Annotated in this window: 18 protein-coding genes and 1 riboswitch; of the genes, 6 read left to right on the top strand and 12 right to left on the bottom strand. The window is 70.0% G+C overall.

The features are described 5' to 3' along the window. Window positions 1-326: 326 nt before the first annotated feature. From ABZ027_RS23955 to ABZ027_RS23945, 3 genes are all read right to left on the bottom strand, one after another. Window positions 327-1,127: an enhanced serine sensitivity protein SseB C-terminal domain-containing protein gene (locus ABZ027_RS23955; RefSeq protein WP_356771569.1), complete on the bottom strand. Its 801-nt coding sequence runs from the start codon at window positions 1,125-1,127 to the stop codon at window positions 327-329. A 98-nt stretch (window positions 1,128-1,225) separates the two neighbouring features. Then, on the bottom strand, window positions 1,226-2,026 hold the full coding sequence (locus tag ABZ027_RS23950; protein WP_356771567.1) for an enhanced serine sensitivity protein SseB: 801 nt from the start codon (window positions 2,024-2,026) through the stop codon (window positions 1,226-1,228). A 109-nt stretch (window positions 2,027-2,135) separates the two neighbouring features. Then, window positions 2,136-2,804 carry an AAA family ATPase gene (locus tag ABZ027_RS23945; protein ID WP_356771565.1) on the bottom strand — a complete coding sequence of 223 codons (669 nt, stop codon included), beginning with the start codon at window positions 2,802-2,804 and terminating at the stop codon, window positions 2,136-2,138. A gap of 178 nt (window positions 2,805-2,982) precedes the next feature. Continuing rightward, window positions 2,983-3,092, top strand: a riboswitch (glycine riboswitch). A 189-nt stretch (window positions 3,093-3,281) separates the two neighbouring features. Between ABZ027_RS23945 and gcvT the strand changes: the two genes are divergently transcribed. From gcvT to ABZ027_RS23920, 5 genes are all read left to right on the top strand, one after another. After that, window positions 3,282-4,415: a glycine cleavage system aminomethyltransferase GcvT gene (gene gcvT, locus ABZ027_RS23940; protein WP_356771563.1), complete on the top strand. Its 1,134-nt coding sequence runs from the start codon at window positions 3,282-3,284 to the stop codon at window positions 4,413-4,415. A 110-nt stretch (window positions 4,416-4,525) separates the two neighbouring features. Beyond that, window positions 4,526-4,903 (top strand): glycine cleavage system protein GcvH, encoded by a 378-nt coding sequence (gcvH, locus tag ABZ027_RS23935; RefSeq protein ID WP_356771561.1) that lies wholly within the window; start codon window positions 4,526-4,528, stop codon window positions 4,901-4,903. Between the two features lie 15 nt (window positions 4,904-4,918). After that, window positions 4,919-6,199: a serine hydroxymethyltransferase gene (gene glyA, locus ABZ027_RS23930; protein ID WP_356771559.1), complete on the top strand. Its 1,281-nt coding sequence runs from the start codon at window positions 4,919-4,921 to the stop codon at window positions 6,197-6,199. 74 nt (window positions 6,200-6,273) lie between these two features. Beyond that, window positions 6,274-7,641: an L-serine ammonia-lyase gene (locus ABZ027_RS23925; protein WP_356771557.1), complete on the top strand. Its 1,368-nt coding sequence runs from the start codon at window positions 6,274-6,276 to the stop codon at window positions 7,639-7,641. Between the two features lie 132 nt (window positions 7,642-7,773). After that, window positions 7,774-8,331 carry a glycoside hydrolase family 25 protein gene (locus ABZ027_RS23920; protein WP_356771555.1) on the top strand — a complete coding sequence of 186 codons (558 nt, stop codon included), beginning with the start codon at window positions 7,774-7,776 and terminating at the stop codon, window positions 8,329-8,331. Between the two features lie 100 nt (window positions 8,332-8,431). On the opposite strand, the gene ABZ027_RS23915 is transcribed toward ABZ027_RS23920, so the two are convergent. Continuing rightward, the gene (locus ABZ027_RS23915; protein ID WP_356771553.1) at window positions 8,432-9,091 is read right to left on the bottom strand and encodes an NAD(P)-binding domain-containing protein; all 660 of its coding nucleotides are present in this window, start codon (window positions 9,089-9,091) and stop codon (window positions 8,432-8,434) included. Between the two features lie 555 nt (window positions 9,092-9,646). Between ABZ027_RS23915 and ABZ027_RS23910 the strand changes: the two genes are divergently transcribed. Further along, the gene (locus ABZ027_RS23910) at window positions 9,647-10,903 is read left to right on the top strand and encodes a transposase (protein ID WP_356771551.1); all 1,257 of its coding nucleotides are present in this window, start codon (window positions 9,647-9,649) and stop codon (window positions 10,901-10,903) included. A gap of 34 nt (window positions 10,904-10,937) precedes the next feature. On the opposite strand, the gene ABZ027_RS23905 is transcribed toward ABZ027_RS23910, so the two are convergent. The 8 genes from ABZ027_RS23905 to ABZ027_RS23870 form a co-directional block, all read right to left on the bottom strand. Then, on the bottom strand, window positions 10,938-11,150 hold the full coding sequence (locus tag ABZ027_RS23905; RefSeq protein WP_356771549.1) for an EF-hand domain-containing protein: 213 nt from the start codon (window positions 11,148-11,150) through the stop codon (window positions 10,938-10,940). A gap of 95 nt (window positions 11,151-11,245) precedes the next feature. Then, window positions 11,246-12,160 (bottom strand): MerR family transcriptional regulator, encoded by a 915-nt coding sequence (locus ABZ027_RS23900; protein ID WP_356771547.1) that lies wholly within the window; start codon window positions 12,158-12,160, stop codon window positions 11,246-11,248. Between the two features lie 51 nt (window positions 12,161-12,211). Further along, window positions 12,212-13,393: a hypothetical protein gene (locus ABZ027_RS23895; protein ID WP_356771545.1), complete on the bottom strand. Its 1,182-nt coding sequence runs from the start codon at window positions 13,391-13,393 to the stop codon at window positions 12,212-12,214. Beyond that, entirely contained in the window at window positions 13,393-14,193 is an 801-nt protein-coding gene (locus tag ABZ027_RS23890; RefSeq protein ID WP_356771543.1) for a polysaccharide deacetylase family protein, read from the bottom strand. Before ABZ027_RS23890 ends, ABZ027_RS23895 begins: the two co-directional genes overlap by 1 nt. A gap of 128 nt (window positions 14,194-14,321) precedes the next feature. Further along, window positions 14,322-14,825, bottom strand: coding sequence for an ATP-binding protein (locus ABZ027_RS23885; protein ID WP_356771541.1), 504 nt, complete (start codon window positions 14,823-14,825; stop codon window positions 14,322-14,324). A gap of 259 nt (window positions 14,826-15,084) precedes the next feature. Further along, complete coding sequence (locus ABZ027_RS23880; RefSeq protein ID WP_356771539.1) at window positions 15,085-15,852, bottom strand: enoyl-CoA hydratase-related protein; 768 nt, start codon at window positions 15,850-15,852, stop codon at window positions 15,085-15,087. A gap of 87 nt (window positions 15,853-15,939) precedes the next feature. Then, entirely contained in the window at window positions 15,940-17,175 is a 1,236-nt protein-coding gene (locus ABZ027_RS23875; RefSeq protein WP_356771537.1) for an Ig-like domain-containing protein, read from the bottom strand. 160 nt (window positions 17,176-17,335) lie between these two features. Continuing rightward, complete coding sequence (locus ABZ027_RS23870; protein WP_356771535.1) at window positions 17,336-18,565, bottom strand: Ig-like domain-containing protein; 1,230 nt, start codon at window positions 18,563-18,565, stop codon at window positions 17,336-17,338. Window positions 18,566-18,646: the final 81 nt, after the last annotated feature.

The raw sequence follows: 18,646 nt of genomic DNA, 5'->3' as shown, positions 1-18,646 counted from the left end.
CCGCACTTGCCGCTGTAGCGGCGTCATCTTCAATCGAACACAAAGGGGCAACCCCCCTTGGACGGGGAGTCTTCAACGCCTCGGCGATCAGGTGCCAGCCTTGGCGGTGAATGGATGCGCAACCGTGATGCTGCACCAGCGATTCCGTTATCCGAACAGTGGGTAACAGCTGTCGGACGTGTGGAAGTTGGGACACCGGGGCGAAACGGGCAGCATTGAGGTCAACAGACGCCAATCTACGCGCATGGATCGACACCTAGAGCCAAAAGAAGATCAATAACCTCGAAGTGACTCATGTCACGAGGGTGAGCCGCCGCCCGAACCGGTCAGTACCGGCCACCCGCCTGCGGATAGCCGTAACCGGCCGCCGGGGCCTGGGCGGGGGCAGGGGCGGCGTGCGCCTCCCGGTCGTAGAAGGGGCGGGCGTTGGCCCGCATCCACAGGGCGACCGGGTCGTACTCGTCGGACATGGCCACGGTGGAGACCGGCAGCCCGTCCGGGACGACACCGATGGACTGCTGCATCATCGCGCGCACCGAGTCGACGGCCGGCGGACTGGTGTCGTACACGTCGAGGCCGACGGCGAGATAGGGCGCCCCGAGCGCGGGCTGCACCCAGGCGCGGCGCAGGGCGCGCACCGCCGGGGTGCGGTGGGCGTTCTGCGCGATCAGGGCGTAGAACTGCGGGATCTCGATGCCGGGTTCGGACAGCCTGAGGGGCCCGGCGGGCTGGCGGTCCAGGCCGGTGGCGATGCGGCGCAGGTCGAGCCAGGGGATGCCGACGCCGCCGCCGGGGGCGTGCGGGTTGAGCCAGAGGCCGTAGTGGTCGGGGTAGAGGGTGCGGGCCACGTCGAGGCCGTCGATCACTTCGTACGATCTGTTCCAGCCGCTGGCCGACAACTCCTGGGCGGAGGTGACGCATGGGGCGTAGCCGTACCCCTCGACCTGCATGTTCCCGTACTGGGCGTCGGGGGAACCGGCCTGGCCGTGCCACAGCAGCATCCAGACCTGTCCGGAGGACGGGGTGGCGAGCGCGCGAAGGAGCGCCTCGTAGGCGTCGTAACGCCCGGGCGTCACCTGGCGCAGCATGTGCTCGACCTGCCCGGCCGCGGTGCCGCTGGCGCTCACCTTTTACCGACCCTTCGTGATGTGGCCTGAATAGGGACCCAGCTTAGGCGCTCCGCCGGGTTCAGCCGTTGAGCTGTTTCAGTAGCCCTGTCGCTGTTTCAGTAGCCCTGTTGGTAGAAGGGCCGCACACTCTGCCTCATCCAGTGGCCCACCGGGTCGTCCGTCACGTCCAGGAGCACCAGGTTGACCGGCCACCGGACGGGGACGGTGCCCAGGGCACGGGCCAGGGCCTCCATCGGCAGGGCCCGCAAGTCGCCCTCCCACTGGGACAGTTCCACGCCCACGAACATGACCGGCTCGGCCGTCTCGATGACGGCGAGGCAGCGGCGGGCGGTGAGCACCACGCCCGTGGCGGCGAACTCGGACGAGGCCGCCGCGAGGAAGTCGACCGGGTCGTCCTGCCAGTCCGGCTCGAACAGGCGGACCCGGCCGCCGGCGGCGGGACCGTCCAGCGGGGTCCGGCCGACCCGGCACAGTTCGGCGACGGCGGCCGGCGGCAACGGGACACCGACCGTGCCGTCCGGGTTCACCGCGAGGCCGACCTGGGGCGGCAGACCGCGGGCGAACTCGACCGCGGGGGCGATGGTGTACGACAGGTGCGAGCCGACCACCTGGCGGAACTGTTCCTCGGAGCTGAACACCGGGACGTAGGCCTGGCCCTCGATCTCCAGCGTGGGCAGGTCCAGGGGGCCGCTGTGCGGTCCGCCGCCGTTGGGCAGCGGCACCCAGAGGAAGCTGCGGCCGAGCACCTCGATGATCCGCCCGCCCGCCCCGGGCACGCCGAGGGAGGCGGACAGCACCTCCTCCAGCTCGTTGCCGGGCCATCCGCCGTGCGGATGAGGGTGCGCCTGTGCCGGGAAACCCGGGAAGTCAGCGGGGAAGTCCGCCGGGAAGTCCATCTGCCTGCCTACCGCCTGCCTGGTACCGCCTGCTGTAGCTGAAAAGGCTATCGGGTACGGAGCGCCCATGAGAGACGGGCGGCCGGTCCGGCCACCGAACCGGTCCGGCTCAGCCCGTGAACCCGATCCGTCGCAGCACGTTCGCCGCGTCCCGGTCGACCAGCACCGCCGAGCCGCAGCCCGCGGGCAGGTCGCCGTTCGCCACGGAGCCGATCAGGCGGGAGGCGGCGCCCCGGTGACGCAGGAACGCGTACCGCGAGACACCGCGGCCGCGCTCGCGCTGCCCGGCGAGGGCGGTGTCCGGCGTGACGTCGAGCAGCAGCAGGTGCAGGGTGCCACCCCGGCGACGGGCCTCGCGGGCCAGCCAGCCGCGCACCCAGGCCTGCGTACCGCAGTCGTGCACCACGACCCCTTTGCCGGAGCGCAGGGCGCGGCGCAGACCGGCGTAGTGCGCGAGGCGGACCAGGGGGCGGTAGACCGCGTACGGCAGGAAGCGGGGCATCCGCGTCGCCCAGCGGTCGCGGGCGTCCTGGGAGTCGATGCGCAGCCCGTTGACCGTGCGGCGCATCAGGGTGGACTTGCCGCTGCCGGGCAGGCCGGTGATCGCGACCAGGTCCCGGGGGCCGAAGAGCAGGGCGTGCGGGCTGCGGCCGCCGCGCTCACGGAGGTCGCGGACGACGGGTGCGCCGAGCGGGCCGCACGCCTGAGGTGCCGGGACCGTCGTCTGCTCGGGCAGCGCGAGAGCCGAGGTGGTCGCGTACGCCGTGGTCCTGTTCACCGTGATCGTCCTCCCCTGGGGTGGTCACGACTTCCCTGCCCGTCGAGTGTAAAGAGAAGGTAATGCGCGGTGTCTCGTGTTTTCGTGCTCGTCCTGCCACAAGCCGGTTACAGATGCCGCCCTGCCGTACTCGACCGATGCGTGCAATGATGTCGGCGCCAACTGCATACCGGCCGCTTGAATCCGCGCGGGAGAGTTCCGGGTCGTACGTGTGTCGTACGGATGCCCGGGCGCCGAAGGAGCAAGTCCCTCCCTTGAATCTCTCAGGCCCCGTACCGCGCGGGCGAGGCACATCTGAAAAGCGGGCCGCTGCGACAGTGGCCCCACCCAAGGTGCAAGTCGTGATCACCGCTTCGCGTGGTCCTGACGAACCTCTCAGGTTCCGATGACAGATGGGGAGGAACGACCTCGCCCTCCCTCACGCTCGACATGAGCTCGCGCGGGAGGTCCCCCATCGCCTCGGGAGACGACCGTCCGATGAGCAGTACCGCACCCCGTCACACCGCGCTCGACGCCCTGCATCGTTCGCTCGGCGCGACGATGACCGACTTCGCCGGCTGGGACATGCCCCTTCGCTACGGCTCCGAACGCGACGAACACCAGGCCGTGCGCACCCGGGCCGGTCTGTTCGACCTCTCGCACATGGGCGAGATCACGGTGACCGGCCCGCAGGCGGCCGCGTTCCTGAACCACGCGCTGGTCGGCAACATCGCCTCCGTCGGCGTCGGCCGCGCCCGCTACACCATGATCTGCCGGGCCGACGGCGGCATCCTGGACGACCTGATCGTGTACCGGCTCGACGAGGCGGAGGCCGGGTCCGCGCACTACATGGTCGTCGCCAACGCCTCCAACGCCCAGGTGGTGCTGGACGCGTTGACCGAGCGGGCCGCCGGTTTCGACGTCCAGGTGCGCGACGACCGGGACGCCTACGCGCTGATCGCCGTACAGGGCCCCCAGTCCGCGGGTGTCCTGAAGTCCCTCACCGACGCCGACCTCGACGGCCTGAAGTACTACGCCGGTCTGCCGGGCACCGCGGCCGGCGTGCCCGCGCTCATCGCCCGCACCGGGTACACCGGCGAGGACGGCTTCGAGCTGTTCGTGAAGCCGGAGCACGCCGTGCGGCTGTGGCAGGCGCTGACCGAGGCCGGCGAGGGTGTCGGCCTGGTCCCGTGCGGCCTGTCCTGCCGGGACACCCTGCGCCTGGAGGCGGGCATGCCGCTGTACGGGCACGAGCTCTCCACCGCGTTGACCCCCTTCGACGCCGGTCTCGGCCGGGTGGTGAAGTTCGAGAAGGAGGGCGACTTCGTGGGCCGCGAGGCCCTCCGGGAGGCCGCCGCCCGTTCGGAGCACAACCCGCCGCGGGTTCTCGTCGGCCTCGTCGCCGAGGGCCGCCGGGTGCCGCGTGCGGGGTACCCGGTCGTCGCGGACGGCCGGGTGATCGGCGAGGTCACCTCGGGCGCGCCCTCGCCCACGCTGGGCAGGCCGATCGCGATGGCGTACGTCGACGGGGCGCACGCGGCGCCGGGCACACCCGGTGTCGGTGTGGACATCCGGGGCAGTCACGAGCCGTACGAGGTCGTGGCGCTGCCGTTCTACAAGCGTCAGAAGTGACGGCGGCGGGCAGTCGGCGTGCGTGACCCTGCGCACTTTCCGCTGCTCACGTACGTTTCCAGCAGTCCCTCATTCACCAGCACTCCCCCGCGTACAGGAGAATTCAGGCCATGAGCAATCCCCAGCAGCTGCGCTACAGCAAGGAGCACGAGTGGCTGTCGGGCGCCGAGAACGGCGTCTCGACGGTCGGCATCACGGAGCACGCGGCCAACGCGCTCGGTGACGTCGTCTTCGTCCAGCTCCCGGAGGTCGGTGCCGGTGTGACCGCGGGCGAGACCTGCGGCGAACTGGAGTCCACCAAGTCGGTCAGCGACCTGTACTCCCCGGTGTCCGGTGAGGTCACCGAGGTCAACGAGGACGTGGTCGACGACCCGTCGCTGGTGAACTCCGCCCCCTTCGAGGGCGGCTGGCTGTTCAAGGTCCGCGTGGCCGAGGAGCCGGCCGACCTGCTCTCCGCCGACGAGTACACCGCCTTTTCCGCCGGCTGAGGAGTCCTGCACCTGATGTCCGTTCTGAACACGCCCCTGCACGAGCTCGACCCCGAGGTCTCCGCCGCGGTCGACGCCGAGCTGGTCCGCCAGCAGTCCACCCTGGAGATGATCGCCTCCGAGAACTTCGCGCCCCTCGCGGTGCTGGAGGCGCAGGGCTCCGTCCTGACCAACAAGTACGCCGAGGGCTACCCGGGCCGCCGTTACTACGGCGGCTGCGAGCACGTCGACGTGACCGAGCAGATCGCGATCGACCGGGTCAAGGACCTGTTCGGCGCCGAGTACGCCAACGTGCAGCCCCATTCGGGCGCGTCCGCCAACCAGGCGGCCCTGTTCGCGCTCGCCCAGCCCGGTGACACCATCCTCGGTCTGGATCTGGCGCACGGCGGCCACCTGACCCACGGGATGCGGCTGAACTTCTCCGGCAAGCAGTTCGACGTGGTCGCCTACCACGTGGACGCGAAGACCGGCCTGGTCGACATGGCCGAGCTGGAGCGGCTCGCCAAGGAGCACCGGCCGAAGGTGATCATCGCGGGCTGGTCGGCGTACCCGCGGCAGCTGGACTTCGCCGAGTTCCGCCGGATCGCCGACGAGGTCGAGGCCCACCTGTGGGTGGACATGGCGCACTTCGCGGGTCTGGTCGCGGCCGGTCTGCACCCCAACCCGGTTGCGTACGCGGACGTCGTCACCTCCACCACCCACAAGACGCTGGGCGGCCCGCGCGGCGGCATCATCCTCGCCAAGAAGGACTTCGCGAAGAAGCTGAACTCGTCCGTCTTCCCGGGCTTCCAGGGCGGTCCCCTGGAGCACGTGATCGCGGCCAAGGCGGTCTCGTTCAAGGTCGCCGCGAGCGAGGACTTCAAGGAGCGCCAGCGCCGTACGGTGGACGGCGCGCGGATCCTCGCCGAGCGCCTCACCGCGCCGGACGCCCGCGAGGCCGGCGTGAACGTGCTGTCCGGCGGCACCGACGTGCATCTGATCCTGGTCGACCTGCGCGAGTCCGAGCTCGACGGCCGGCAGGCCGAGGACCGGCTCCACGAGGTCGGCATCACGGTCAACCGCAACGCCGTCCCCGACGACCCGCGTCCGCCGATGGTCACCTCGGGCCTGCGGATCGGTACGCCCGCCCTCGCCACCCGCGGCTTCACCGCCGAGGACTTCGCCGAGGTCGCGGACGTCATCGCGGAGACCCTGAAGGCGCCCGCCCCCTTCGAGGGGGACGCCATGGCAGCGCTGAAGGCCAGGGTCGAAGCCCTCGCCGACAAGCACCCGCTGTATCCCGGTCTGAGCAAGTAGTTCCCTTCCCCGGGTGCCGCGCACACTGAGAGGCGTGTGCGGCACCCCGCACCACCCCGTACCAAGGAGTCACCGTGGCCATATCGGTCTTCGACCTGTTCTCGATCGGAATCGGCCCGTCCAGTTCCCACACGGTCGGCCCGATGCGCGCGGCGCGCATGTTCGCCGCCCGGGTGCGCAACGAGGGACTCATGGAGACGGTCGCCTCCGTGCGCACCGAGTTGTACGGCTCCCTGGGCGCGACCGGGCACGGCCACGGCACGCCCAAGGCGGTACTGCTCGGCCTGGAGGGCGACTCGCCGCGCACGGTGGACGTGGAGTCGGCGGACGACCGGGTGACACGGATCAGGGAGACGGGCCGCCTGCGCCTGCTGGGCGAGCACGAGATCGCCTTCTCCTACGACGACGACATGGTCCTGCACCGCCGCAAGACCCTCCCCCACCACGCGAACGGCATGACGCTCTGGGCGTACGACGCGGCGGGCTCTCAGCTGCTGTCGAAGACGTACTACTCGGTCGGCGGCGGCTTCGTGGTGGACGAGGACGCGGTGGGCGCGGACCGCATCAAGCTGGACGACACGGTGCTCAAGTACCCCTTCCGTACGGGCGACGAGCTGCTGCGCCTGACCAGGGAGACGGGTCTGTCGATCTCCGCGCTGATGTTGGAGAACGAGCGGGCCTGGCGCACCGAGGAGGAGATCCACGAGGGACTGCTGGAGATCTGGCGGGTGATGCAGGCGTGCGTGTCGCGCGGCATGTCTCGCGAGGGCATCCTGCCGGGCGGCCTGAAGGTCCGCCGCCGCGCGGCCGTCTCCGCACGCCAACTGCGCGCGGAGGGCGATCCGTTGGCTCGCGCCATGGAGTGGATCACGCTGTACGCGATGGCGGTGAACGAGGAGAACGCGGCGGGCGGCCGGGTGGTGACCGCGCCCACCAACGGAGCCGCGGGGATCATCCCCGCCGTCCTGCACTACTACATCAACTTCGTGCCGGGCGCCGACGAGGACGGGGTGGTCCGTTTCCTGCTGGCGGCGGGCGCGATCGGCATGCTCTTCAAGGAGAACGCGTCCATCTCCGGCGCCGAGGTCGGCTGCCAGGGCGAGGTCGGCTCGGCCTGCTCGATGGCCGCGGGCGCGCTCGCGGAGGTGCTCGGCGGATCTCCGGAACAGGTCGAGAACGCCGCCGAGATCGGCATGGAACACAACCTGGGCCTGACCTGCGACCCGGTCGGCGGCCTGGTCCAGATCCCGTGCATCGAACGCAACGGCATGGCCGCGGCGAAGGCGGTCACGGCCGCCCGGATGGCGATGCGCGGCGACGGCTCCCACAAGGTGTCCCTCGACAAGGTCATCAAGACGATGAAGGACACCGGCGCCGACATGAGCGTGAAGTACAAGGAGACGGCGCGGGGCGGGCTCGCGGTGAACATCATCGAGTGCTGACGCCCGTCGGCGTAGAGACGTTCGACAAATGCCGCAGGTCGACGTTTCCGCGTGGGGCGGTGATCGCCCGTGCCAGGGTGGGGCGGCGGTCACCGACCGACTCCTGACCCCCACAGGCACTCCGGGAGCACCATGCTGCGTGGCATCGACGTCAGCGCGTACCAGTCCTCGTCCTACGGCACCGACGGCCTCTCCTTCGCCTTCATCAAGGCGACCGAGGGCCGTTCGTACGTCAACCCGAAACTCGCCGCGCAGGCGAAGCACGGTCGTGACGCCGGTCTGGTCGTCGGCTTCTACCACTTCCTGTGGCCGGGCAACCTCACGGCCCAGGCGGAGTACTTCGTCTCGCACGCCCCCGAGAAGGCGGGCGACATCCTCGCCGTCGACTGGGAGACGACGGGCGAGGGCACGCACGCGAGCAACGCGGAGAAGGACAGTTTCATCCGCAAGGTGCGGGCGCTGCGGCCGAACAACCGGGTTGTCCTATACACGAACCGGCACTTCTGGCTGAACGTCGATACGACCTCGTACGCGGGAGACGGTCTCTGGATCGCCGACTACGTCACGGCGGGCAAGCCCCGCATCAAGGCGAACTGGCGCTTCCACCAGTACACCGACGATCCGCTGGACAAGAACGTGGCGAACTTCGCGAGCAAGGCCGCGCTGCGGGAGTGGGCCGCGGACGCCTGAGCGGATCCAGCCCTCTCAACGGGCCGGTTCCGCCGGAAGGCAGGACCTGGTGCCGTGGCCGGAATGGTTCACCGGCTCGTGAACCTTTCCGGCCACGGCCCTAGAAGCGCCACTCCGGCCCTCGCTCCGGGCTCGCCTCCGCGAGCGCCTTCGTGACGCCGTCGACACCCTCCCGCAGTCCGTACACCGGGGTGCCGGGCTGCTGGCGCCAGGAGTCGTCGAGGGTGCCCGCGTCGACCGTGTCGAAGCCCAGCTCGTCGATCAGGGCCCGCACCCTGCTCTTCGCCTCCTGGTCGTCGCCGGCCACCGGCAGTGCCAGACGGTCCGGGGCGCCGGCCGGGCGCGGTCGGTCCAGGATGTCCTGGGCGTAGGTGCCGTTGAAGGCCTTGACGACGGTGTGGCCGAGGCGCCGCGCGGTCCAGCGGCTCTCGGTGAGCCCCTCGTCCTCGATCTCCGCGATCCTGCCGTCGCGTTGCGGGTAGTAGTTGCCGGTGTCGATCACGGCGACCCCGTCCGCCGCCTCGTCGAACAGGCCGGACGCCAGGTCCGGCACCGCCTTCAAGGGGATCGTGACGACGACGACGTCCGCGCCTCGCGCCGCCTCCGCGACCGGGACGGGGGTCGCACCCGTCTCCGCGGCCAGCTCGGTGAGCGTGTGCGGGCCACGGGAGTTGGCCACGGAGACGTCGTGGCCGAGGGTGGTGAGCCGCCGGGTGAGGTTGCCGCCGATGTTGCCCGCGCCGATGATGCCGATCTTCATGACAAGCCCTTCCGGATCGATGCACACGCATACGTCTGTAGTGCGTCAACCCTCTCTGCCCGAGAGCTATTCCGGGCACCCCGGGACTCTCCCGGTCCCCCCCTGCCGAAGGGCGTCCTGGCCTCCGAACAGATCCTCCAACTCCTTGTGCAGGACCTCCGCCGCGACCCCCGCGTCCTGGCCGCTGGACCTCGAGCGGCACGACGGCCGCTGGCACGTCCGCGTGGCGCGCCGGACATGAGGAAGGGGGGACCCTCGGGTGCCCCCCTTTCCGCTCGGTTCACCTGGTCCTTGCGAGGAGGCCCCGGCGTTCACGACGGGGAGGAAGCGCATCCGGGTGTCGCGACGCGGAGCGTCGCCGCATCCGGTTCAGGGCGCGGAGCGCCCGTACCGCTGTCGGCACCGGCGAGGTGATGCGAACGCGTGTGCCTGTGATAGCCGGTCAGGGTGGTGGCGGTGGGATCGGGGTTCGTATGTGCGGCTGTCGTACGTATGGTCCTTCGCGGGGTCCGGGACGGCACAGAGTGTCCCGGCCGGGGACTGTGAAGGGGCGGGATGGCGCAGGTGGGAGCGGCTACGGAGGAGGCCGGGCATGCCCGCTACACCTACCGAGTACGTGTGTCGTCCACTGCGCGTACCGCGCTGGCGGCGGAGTGGGGCCGGTGCCGTTGGATCTGGAACGAGTGCGTCGCCAAGTCCAGGGCCGTCCACCTGCACAACAAGGCCACCGGCCAGAAGACCACGTGCGGACCGGCGCAGCTCGACAGGATGCTGACCGAGACCCGGGCTCGTACGCCATGGCTGCGTGAGGGCTCATCGGTTCCCCAGCAGCAGGTCATCCGCGACTTCGGCCGCTCCCGCGCCAAGGCCCACAAGGACATCCGCGAGCGCCTGCCCATGGCGCGCCGGGCGGGGATGCCGAAGTGGAAGACCAGACGCGAGGCACTGCCGACCCTCAACTACACCCGGCGCGGGTTCCGGCTGAAGGACGGCCGGCTCCACCTGGCGGGCGGCATCGTCCTGACCGTGGTGTGGTCGCGGGACCTGCCAGGTGAGCCGTCCTCGGTGCGCGTGTACCAGGACAGCCTCGGACACTGGTACGCCTCCTTCGTCGTCCCTGCCCAGGTCCAGCCCCTGCCCCAGACCGGTCGTGTACTCGGTGTCGACTGGGGGGTGAAGGAGACCGCGACCACCACGTCCGACGCACACGACCTGCCACACGCCGAGCACGGCAAGAAGGCCCAGGCGAAACTGACCCGGTACGACCGGATGATGGCCCGCCGAAAGCCGAAGAAGGGACAAGCGGCGTCGAAGGGCTACCGCGAGGCCAGGAAGCTGCGGGCGAAGGCCCACAAGAAGGTCGCGAGACAGCGTGAGGACACCGGCCGCAAGTGGGCCAAGAAAGTGGTCCGCGACCACGACGCCATCGCGGTCGAGGACTTCCGCCCGAAGTTCCTCGCCAAGACCACCCTGGCCCGCAAGGCCGCTGACGCCGCCATCGGCGCCACCAAGGCCGCTCTGACCGAGATGGGCCGCAAGCACGCACGCCGCGTGCATCTGGTCCACCCCGCGCACACCACGATGGACTGCGCCAACTGCGATGCGAGAGCCAAGCATCGCTCCCCCACTGCCTCAAGGGCGTGGGGGGACCCCCAGCCGCTGGGTGAGCGCACCTACACCTGCACCGCATGCGGAGCCGTGTCCCCGCGGGACAAGAACTCCGCACGCGTCATGCTCGTCCGGGCTGGTCTCAACCCGGCTGGTGCCGATGGCAGAAGACCTCCTGGAGCGCAGCTCCAGGAGGCAGCCTGAGCCAGGAATCACCTCCCTTCAGGGAGGCGAGGATTCAATTGTTCAGGTAGGACCAGAACTCGTCGAAGGAGAGGACCTTGTCGCCGTTGAGGTCGCGGCTCTTGATGATCGCCTCGGCCACCGACTCCGTGACGTTCCAGTCGCCCTGCTGAGCCAGGGCCGTCTTGAACTCGGCAGCGGTGATGAAGCCGTCGCCGTCCGTGTCGATCCGCTCGAAGTGCTTGCGTGCCTCGTCGATGTCCGCCACCGATCCGCCCCTTTTTCTCGTGTTTCTCGTGCCGCTCAGGACGTGCGGGTCATGAGCGCTGTGCACGACGTGCCGCCGTACTGACGCAGGTCAGATTAACCGCCCGTCCGGGCTCGCAGTGCGGCGACCACCCAGGAGAACTCCTCGGGGTACGCCGACTGCGGTTCGAGTCCCCGTACGACGGACGCCAGTTCGCGGTAGCGGGCGAGCTGCCTGCTCGAGGCCGCCTCCATGCGCTCCAGTACGGCGTCCAGGTCGGCGTCGCCGAGGATCGAGCGCAGAACCTCGTCCGCTTCCGGCGCCTCGGGGGCGGTGCCCGCGTGCAGCGCCTCGCCGGCCAGCCGCACCAGACGGCTCATGAACCACAGGGAGGTGCCCGGCGGGACGTCCGGCCCCCGGTCCGCCGCGTTGAACTCGACAGCTCTGCGCATGGTCACCCGGAACTCCGGGTCCTGGATCAGCTCGGCGAGCTCCACCCACGCGTCCACCTGTTCGGGGGTGGGGTCGTCGGGCAGATCGGCCGGGGCGAACCGCAGCCGGGTGCGGATGTCGGGGTCGGCCGTGTCGAGGCCGTCGAAGACCTCCGTCATGAAGTCGTCCACGATCCGGCTCCGCTCGGCCGCCGACAGCCTGGCCAGTCTGTTCATCAGGGTCATCTCCTCCGCGGTCGAACCGCGTCGCGCCACGGACGACAGCACCGCACGGGTCACCCTCAACGACCGGATCTGCGCGTCCAGCGCCACCACGTGCGCGGCGGCGACCCGGGCGACCGTCGTCTCACCGACCAGCACTTTGTGTACGTCGTCCAGGCCGAGGCCCAGTTCGCGCAGGGTGCGGATCAGCTCCAGACGGGCCACGGACGCGGCGTCGTACAGCCGGTAGCCGCCCGTCGAGCGGGTCACCGGGGGCAGGACACCCTCGTCGGACCAGTAGCGGATGGTGCGCACCGTCAGCCCGGTGGCTCGGGCCAGCTCGCCGATGGTGAGAAGTCCGGTGCCGTCGTCGATCATGTCTGCGAGTGTGGGCCTTCCAGCGGGTGGAGACTCAAGAACGGGTGCGTCTCAGCGGAAGATGCCCGTGTGGCCCAGCGAGTAACGGCCCGGCTGCGGATACACCGCGAGGCCGTGCGGGCCGCTGCCGACGGGGATGCGGGCGAGCTGGGCGCCGGTGCGGGTGTCGATGGCGTACACCTCGGCGTTGTAACGCCCGGACAGCCACAGGACCTTGCCGTCCGCGGAGACCCCGCCCATGTCCGGACTGCCGCCGCCGGGCAGGTGCCACTTCTTGGTGAGCTTGTTCTTGGTGAAGTCGAAGATCGAGATGGTGCCTTCGCCGCGGTTGGTCACGTACATCTCGCGTGAGTCGCGGCTGATGTAGAGGCCGTGGGTGCCCTTCCCGGTGTGCAGGAGGGTCGGCTCGCTGAACGTGTCGCCGTCCAGCACCCACACGCCGTCGGCCATCATGTCGGCGATGTAGAACCGCTTGCCGTCCGGGGAGATCTTCACGTCCTGCGGCATCGCGCCGTCGAACGGGAGCCTTTGCGTGCCGACGACCTTCATCTTCTCCGTGTCGACCTTGAGCAGTTCGCCGCTGAACTCGCAGGAGACGATGAAGTACCGGCCGTCCGTGGAGAAGTCGGCGTGGTTGACGCCGTAGCAGGCGACGGGTTCGGTCTTGATCGCCTTCATGGTGTGCGGGTCACGGAAGACGAGTTCACGGTCGAGGGAGGCCATCACGACGGCGTACCTGCCGTTGGGCGTGAAGTAGAGGTTGTACGGGTCGTGCACCGTCACCGCCTTGCCCGCCTTGCCGGTCTTCGGGTCGATGGGGGTCAGGGTGTGGCCGCGGTTGTTGTTGACCCAGAGGGTCTTCAGGTCCCAGGAGGGGACGACGTGCTGGGGCTGGCGTCCGACCGGGATGGTGCGGACGACCTTGTACGTCCTGGGGTCGATGACCGAGACGGTGTCGGACTCGGAGTTGGGGACGTAGATCCGGGACGGGAAGTCCTTCACCACCGGGGAGAGCCGGTTGGGGCGGTCAGCCGCGTAGACGTCCCGCGGATCGAGGACCGGCGGCATGCCGGGCAGGTGCCCGACGGTCTTCTTCTTCGCCGGCGCGGGAACGGCGGCCCTGGTTACGGGGGTCTCGGTGGCGCGGTCCTCGGTCCCGCCCCCGCAGGCGGCGAGCGCGGCGAGGGCGGCGCCGAGGATCAGGGCGTGCGTGAAGAGGGTGCGGTGCGTCATCAGCTGAGCAGCTCCGTGGTGGTCACCGCGCGAAGGCCGCGGCGGTCGAGTTCTTCCAGTACGGCGGGGAGCGCGGCGACCGTGTCCGGGAACCCGAAGTGCAGGCTCACCACGGATCCGTTGCGGATCTCGCCGAGGACCTGACGGGTGACGGCTGCGGCGCCGGGCGAGGTGTGGTCGAGGGAGTCGAGGTCGTAGGACAGGACGTGCGGGTAGCCCGCGCGGTTGGCCAGGCGTTCGACGAGGGGGGAGGCCCGGATGGCGCGGGAGGGGCGGAACCAGGTGCCGATGGAGCCGGTGAGGCGTCTGAGGCGGTCGGCGCAGCCGGTGATCTCGGCCTGGGCGTCGGCCTCGGACATGCCGTTGATGTCGAGGTGGTGGAGGGTGTGGTTGCCGAGGTCGTGACCGCCGTCGAGGACACGCCGGGCCAGGTCGGGGTGCTCGTCGAGCCAGGTGCCGACGGCCAGGACGGTGACGCGGGCGCCCGCGCGTTCGGCTTCGCCGAGCAGAGAGCGGGCGATGCCGGGATCGCCCTGGCCGTGGAAGGTGAGGGCGACCCGGGGGCGGGTGCGGGGTCCGTGGGTGAGCTGGACGGGGTGGGCGGGGAAGCGGCGCGGGACGGGCGCGGGCCGCTGTTGGGTGGCCGGGGCCGGGTGCGTGGTGGGAGCCGGGTGCGTGGTGGGGGTCGGGTGGGCGGCGGCTCCGTGGGGGGTGCAGTCGGCGGTCAGTGCGCCTGCCGCGACTAGGGCGACACCTGTGCGGAGCGCCGTCCGGCGGTCGGTCGTGGTCACCCGCACCATTTAAGGGGGAATATGTGGAGAAAGGGGCGATTGGCCCGATTGGCGGCCCGTCAGGCGGAGGGGACTTCGCCCCCGTCAGGCACGGCACCCCGCACCGCCGGCATCCCGTTGGACCGTGGCGGTGGCCGTCAGCGGTCGGCCACCCTCATCTCGAACCAGGTCGTCTTGCCGCGCGGCAGCAGATCCACGCCCCAGCGGTCGGACAGCTTGTCGACGAGGAACAGACCCCGGCCGCTGATGTCCATCTCCTGGACCGGCATCAGACAGGGCAGGCCGCGGGAGGGGTCGCGGACCTCGACGCGGATCCAGCCGCGGCGGCGGCGCATGCGCAGGCCGAAGACGCGGGCGCCGGTGTGGCGGACGGCGTTGCCGACCAGTTCGGAGACGAGCAGGACGGCATCCTCGGTCATCCTGGGTGTCAGCCCCCACTCACGCAGGACCACCACCTGCGCCAGTCTGCGCGCCGTGGCCGCGGATTCGGGGCGGGACGGCAGCACGACCTCCGCCTCCGTGGGGTTGCCGAACAGTTCGAGTGCCTTGAGTGCGCGTTCGTCCTCGACCGCCGGAGACCATCGTGCCGCGGTCGCACGGCTCTCTCCCCGCGGCTGTTCGACATCCTCCAGCCCCGCCATGCCCCCATCATGGCCGCCCGGTGCATCCTCCGGGGCTGTTCCCGCGGAATACGCCCTCCGGAATTCGTTATTCCGCAGAAGTCGATCGGCATATGTCAAGGGCACCCAGAAGCCCTGAACATCCCTGCTGACCTGTGACCGCGCTCGATCGGAGGCAATCGACGAACTCCCTCGACAAGGCAGTTCACGGGGGCCTCACGACTCCGATGAACCGCCCCATCGAGGGACCAGGTCAGACCTCACGTCAATTGCAAGCGGTTCAAAGGAATTTCGCCTTACCGGGTCCCTCTTCGACGAAGCTGCGCATTCCGCGTTCCCGGTCCTCCGTGGCGAACAGGCCCGCGAACCAGTTCCGTTCCACCGCCAGGCCCGTGTCGATGTCCGTCTCCAGGCCCGTGTCGATCGACTCCTTGGCGGCGCGCAGCGCGAGCGCCGGCCCCTGCGCCAGCTTCGCCGCCCAGGCGTGCGCCTCGGTGTACACGTCGGCGGCGGGGACGACCCGGTCCACCAGGCCGAGCGTCAGCGCCTCGTCCGCCTTCACCATCCGGCCGGTGAAGATCAGGTCCTTCGCCTTGGACGGGCCGATCAGCCGGGACAGCCGCTGAGTGCCGCCGGCGCCCGGGATCAGACCGAGCAGGATCTCGGGCTGGCCCAGCTTGGCGTCGTCCGCGGCGATGCGGAAGTCCGCGCAGAGGGCGAGTTCGCAGCCGCCGCCCAGGGCGTACCCCGTGACGGCCGCCACCACCGGCTTGGGGATGCGGGCCACGGCGGTGAACGCGTCCTGCAGGTCGCGGGAGCGCAGGACCATCGCGGCGTGGTCCATCACCTGCATCTCCTTGATGTCCGCGCCGGCCGCGAACACCTTCTCCCCGCCGTACACCACCACGGCACGCACGTCCGCGCGTCGCGTGGCCTCCTCGGCGAGCTCCTTGAGCCGGTCCTGGGTGGCCACGTCCAGCGCGTTCATCGGCGGGCGGTCGAGGCGGATCGTGCCGACGCCTTCGGCGACTTCGAGATTCACGGTCATGCAGGTCAGGTTAAGCGGGACGGACGGCGACGGGCTGGGTGCGGTCGGTCACACCCGGCCCGTGACGCGGACCTCACCCGCCGCGCCTCACGCCGTCCACTTCTCCCACGACATGTTCCAGCCGTTGAGCCCGTTGTCCGGGGCGACCGTCGCGTCGTCGGAGTTCTTCACGACCACCACGTCGCCGATCATGGAGTGGTCGAAGAACCAGGCGGCCGGTACGCCGCTGTCGTAGCCGCCCTTGACGTCCCGCAGGCCGATGCAGCCGTGGCTGGCGTTGTAGTTGCCGAAGGCGCCGCCGCCCCAGTAGTTGCCGTGGATGAAGGTGCCGGAGGTGGTCAGGCGGGCGGCGTGCGGTACGTCCTTGATGTCGTACTCGCCGCCGTAGCCGACCGTTTCACCGTTCATCCGGGTCACGGCGAGCTTCTCGCTGATGACCATCTGGCCGTTCCAGCTCTCGTAGCCGGGCTTGCCGGTGGTGACGGGGATGGTCTTGACGACCTTGCCCTCCTGCATCACCTTCATCGTGAGCTTGTCGGCGTCGACGACGGAGACCTGGTTGCGGCCGATGGTGAAGGAGACGGTCTTGTCCTGCTTGCCGTAGACGCCGTCACGCCCCTTGACGCCGTCGAGGTTCAGCTTGACCGTCACCTTGGTGCCGGCCTTCCAGTACTTCTCGGGACGGAAGTCGAGGCGGTCGTTGCCGAACCAGTGGCCCGCGACCTCGACGGCCGGCTCGGTCTTGATGCTGATCGCCTTCTCGACGTCCTCGGGGTGGGTGATACCCCGGGTGAAGCGGATCGAGAACGGCATGCCCACGCCGACCTTCGAGCCGTCCTCGGGCGTGAAGCTGCCGACGAACGTCTTCTTCGGCGTGAGCGTGGTGAAGCTGGAGTCCTTGGCGTTGGTTTTGCCCGCGGAGTCCTTGGCGACCGCGTGCACGCTGTACTTGGTGCCCGAGGCCAGGTGCGCGGACGGCGTCCAGGAGGCGCCGCCGCCGGTTATCTTCCCGGATATCGCGGCACCCTCGGCGTCCTTGACCTGAACCTCGATCAGTTTGCCCTGGGCCGCGCTGATCTCGAGGGCGCCGCTGGTGTCGACGGACTTCGCGCCGTCCGCGGGGGCGATGGTGACGACGGCCTTCGACTGCTCGGCCGCCCCGGCGCCCCCGCCCTTGCCCTCACCCGACCCCGGACCGGAGTCGTCACCTCCGCCGCACGCCGTGACCGCCAGCAGCAGGACGCCGAGCACCAGCGCCAACGCCCCCCTGCCGCCTCGGTCCCGCGCGTCAACCGACGCCCCCGATATCGGTCGCACGTTCAACTCTGCTCCCCTCGACGGGCCTGGTCAGGCCCGCGCCCCATGTGCGCTGCACGCGCATCGGCGCATATTAACCGGAGGGTTTTGAGCTTCGTGTGAGCCAAGTGTCACCGTTCCGTCCCAACATCAACGGACGGTCCGGCCACCTTTCCCCCCTGGGGGACTACTTCTCCGCGCTGCCCGCCTTCCATGCCTTCCAGCCCATGTTCCAGCCACCGAGACCGTTGTCGGGAGCGACCTCCTTGTCATTGCTGTGGACGACCTCGATGACGTCCCCGACCAGGCTGCGGTCGAAGAACCAGCCCGCGGGTGTGTCCGAGCTGCCGCCCTTCACGTCCCTGAGGCCCACGCAGCCGTGGCTGACGTTGACCTGGCCGAAGGCGTCCGGCGCCCAGTAGTTGCCGTGCAGGAAGGTGCCGGAGTCGGTCAGGCGCATGGCGTGCGGGACGTCCGGGATGTCGTACTCGCCGCCGAAGCCGACCGTGCGGCTGTTCATCCGGGTCACTTCCAGCATCTCGGTGACGACCATCCTGCCGTTGTACGTGGTGGTCTTCGGGGCGCCGGCGGTGATCGGCACGGTGGCGATGAGCGCGCCGTCCCGCCGGACCTCCATGGTGTGCCGGGCCGCGTCCACCAGGGAGACCTGGCTGCGGCCGACGGTGAAGGTGAACGTCTTGTACTGGAGGCCGTAGACCCCCGGCGCCCCCTCGACGTCCCGCAGCCGCAGGGAGACCCTGACCTGTGTGCCGGGTTTCCAGTACCGCTTGGGGCGGAAGTCGAGGCGGCCCTTGCCGAACCAGTGCGGGCGGATCTCCACGTGCGGCCGCGCGGTGACGTGGACGGCCCGTTCGACGGCGGCGCGGTGCTCGATCTCCCGGTTGAACGCCACCGAGACGATCATTCCGGTGCCGACGGTGGAGCGGTTCTCGGGCGTGACGTACCCGATGAAGCGCTCCTCGGGGACCTTCGTGGTGAAGGTGGTGTGCCGGGCGGAGCGGCGGCCGTGGCCGTCCAGGGCGACCGCGTCGACGGTGTACTCGGCGGCGAGCGCGAGCTTCTCGTCGTCGGGGTGCCAGCTGAGTCGGTCGCCGGAGAGGTGCCCGGGGACCGGGGACTCCTGCGCGTCCTGCACCTTGACGACCTTGACAGACTCCAGGCGTCCGCTGGGCACCCGTACCCACAGCCTCTCCCCGGGCCGCACGTCCCGGGTGCCGTCGTCCGGGAAGACGCGGATGACGTGCTCGGGTGCCGGCGGCTTTCCGAGCTCCCCGACGCCGACGCGGCCGGCGCCGTCCGCGGTACAGCCGGCGGCTTGGGCGAGCAGTGCTGCCCCTGTCAGTACGGCGGCCAGTGCGACCCCCACGCGCCCTGCGCGCCCAGTTACGTGCCTCACGACGACCCCAACGATCGGGCATGCTCCTGGGAAACGTGAGTGCGAGCCAAGCGTTGGGCAGAACAGTGGGGAGAACGACAC

The sequence above is a fragment of the Streptomyces sp. NPDC006332 genome, assembly GCF_040612855.1.
Classification (GTDB): domain Bacteria; phylum Actinomycetota; class Actinomycetes; order Streptomycetales; family Streptomycetaceae; genus Streptomyces.
This window is presented reverse-complemented; position numbering and strand designations above follow the sequence as displayed.